At 73.8% G+C, this 2,583-nt stretch carries 3 protein-coding genes; all 3 read right to left on the reverse strand.

What is annotated here, in order from left to right; genetic code table 11:
• Positions 1-733, reverse strand: a 733-nt coding sequence (locus AC1D15_RS26370; protein WP_477828319.1) for a DUF1513 domain-containing protein, incomplete at its 3' end; no start/stop codon positions are given.
• Entirely contained in the window at positions 730-2,163 is a 1,434-nt protein-coding gene (locus AC1D15_RS26375; RefSeq protein ID WP_477828320.1) for a di-heme oxidoreductase family protein, read from the reverse strand. The genes AC1D15_RS26375 and AC1D15_RS26370, both read right to left, overlap by 4 nt.
• Positions 2,160-2,583, reverse strand: a 424-nt coding sequence (locus AC1D15_RS26380; protein ID WP_477828321.1) for an imelysin family protein, incomplete at its 5' end; no start/stop codon positions are given. The genes AC1D15_RS26375 and AC1D15_RS26380, both read right to left, overlap by 4 nt.

Genomic DNA, 2,583 nt, shown 5'->3' on the forward strand with positions numbered 1-2,583 from the left:
TCGCAATGCCGAGCACGGCATCGGTACCCCGCCCGTGCCACGCGAGGTGGCGCAGGCTGAGGCGCGCATCGGCCAGCTGCCAGTGCCCCTGCAGTTCGCCGCGCGCGGCATCGAGCCGCACCAGCGACGAGTCCATGCGGTCGAGCCCGAGCTTCATGCGGCCGGTCTCGGGCCGGATCTCGATGCCGCCGTTCGCGACGACCAGCCGCGTGAACGGCGCTGCGTGTTCGTCCCACAGCAGCATGTGCGGGTCACGGCCGTGCGTCGGCCACTCGGCGCGCTTCTCCAGCGTGCGGGCATCGCGCACGCCGACCAGGCCGGCGCCGCTGTCGAGGTCGGTCTCGCTGGTGTACAGCGTGTCGCCCGACGCATCGGCGATCACGTGGCCGTTGTACGCGCGGTTCGGCTCGATCCACGCGAGCGCGATCACGCGGCCCTCGCGGTCCCAGCGCATCAGCCAGTCGCCGGGGCGGCGCGCGACGGCGAGCAGCGTGCCGCCGCGCTCCTGCAGCAGGCCGTGGGCGCGGGTCGGCACTGCGATCGATCGGTGCACGCGCAGGTGGTGGCCTTGCAGGCCCAGCACGCCGACGCTGGCGCCGCCGTCGCGGTCTTGCCAGGCGGCGGCCAGCGCGGTCGACGCGGTCGCGGCCCAGGGCGAGCCGACGGCAGCGCCGAACGCTGCCGTCGCGCTGGCCTGCAACCAGCGTCGCCGTGTCCAGCGGGCGCGGCTCACAGCGACTCCACGAAACGCACCAGCGCCGCACGTTCGGCGGCCGTCATCTTCAGCACCTGGCGCCGGCTCGCGTCGGCCTCGCCGCCATGCCACAGCACCGCCTCGAGCACGCCGCGCGCACGGCCGTCGTGCAACAACTGCTGGTGGTCGTTGACGTCGCGGATCAGCCCCACGCCCCACAGCGGCGGCGTGCGCCACTGGCGGCCGCTGGCCCCGAAATCGGGCCGGCCGTCGGCCAGGCCGTCGCCCATGTCGTGCAGCAGCAGGTCGGTGTACGGCCAGATCGTCTGCCCCTTCAACGCCGGGCTCGCGAAGGCCGGCAGCGGACTGTCGCCGGTCACGTAGCTCGGCCGGTGGCAGGCGGCGCACTGCGCCTGCTCGAACAGCGCGCGCCCGTGCCGCACCTGCGCATCGCCCGGGTTGCGGCGTGCCGGCGGCGCGAGGCTCGCCTGGTAGAACACCACGTCGCCGAGCGTGCGGTCGTCGATCTCCGGCGCCTCGCCCTTCGCGCCGCGCGGCGCGGCGCGGCAGTCGTCCTGCGTGAAGGTGCACGACTCCTCGGGGAAACGGCTCGACGTGATGCCGATGTCGCCGACGAAGGCCGCGGCGGTCTGGTGCGCGAGCGTCGCGACATTGGCCTTCCAGCCGAAGCGGCCGGGCATCATGCGCTGCTCGAAGGCGTCCCACACCTGGTTGGGGCGACCCTTCACCGGACCGGGCGCGGCGGCCTGGCGCATCGCGTTGTCGAGGATCTCCTGCGCGGGGATCGCTTCGAGCAACCCCATGCCGATCAGCTGCGATGCGAGGCGCGGGCTGACCTGCAGGTCTTTCGACGCCGGCCCGTACGCGAGGCCCGCCAGGCCGAAGCGCGGCTGCCGCAGCGTGTAGCCCGTGCCGTCGGCGAACTTGCCGTGCAGCGTGCGCACCTGCATCGTGATGCGGCCCTCGACGCGCACGCCCGGCACGGCCAGCGTGCGCAATTGATCACCGTAGATCGGGTCCGGCCGCGGGCCGCCGTGCGGGCCTTCGCCCGGGATCGACAGGCGCAGCAGCAGCGCCACCGGCGGCTCGCCGCGCGGGTCGAGCGGCTTCGTGTAGTCGGGCGGCGCGCCGCGGCCGCTTTGCACGTGGCAGCCGCCGCACGAGCGCGCGATGAAGTGCGGCCCGAGCCCGTCGCGCGCCGCGGTCGACGACGGTGCCTCGACCCAGTTGCGCCGGAAGAACGAGTTGCCGACGGCGAAGCGCGTGCGCTCGTCATCGCTCAGGTTCGCGGCGGCGAACGAGAACGCATTGCGGCCGGTCGCGGCGACGGTGGTCGCGCCGCCGGTCTGCTCGTCGGGTGTCAGCGCATCGTCGGCAGGCGCGGCGTGCAGCAGCACGGCGTTCGCGCCGATGAGGGCCGCGAGCAGGCCGAGCTTGATCCGCCTCACGGCTTCACCATGTTCAGCCGCGTGATGCCGATCGCGTTGGCGGCCGCGCCGAGTTCACGCGCCTGCGCGAGCACGCTGTCGATGGTCGCGCGCACCCGCATCGGCCCGGGGGCGTTGCGGCTGCCGATGATCTCGCGGTCGAACGGCGGGTGGATCGCCTGCGCCGCGGCGATCGACGCGGCGATCTGCCGCGTGGTGCGCTCGGCCTGCGCCGCATCCTTGGCCGCCACCAGGTCGCGCAGCGACGGGCCTTGCAGCAGGCTGCCGTCGCGCCGCCGGAAGCGGCCGAGCCAGACGTTCTCGATGCCGAGCGCGTTGTTGACGATGTCGCGGTGCGTGTTGTCGGAGAAGCAGGACTGTTCGTCCTCCTGGTCCTGCGTGTTCAGCGCGACCTCCATGCGCTCGCCGGCCAGCTCGGCC

This window comes from Rhizobacter sp. P2_H2, from assembly GCF_056403375.1.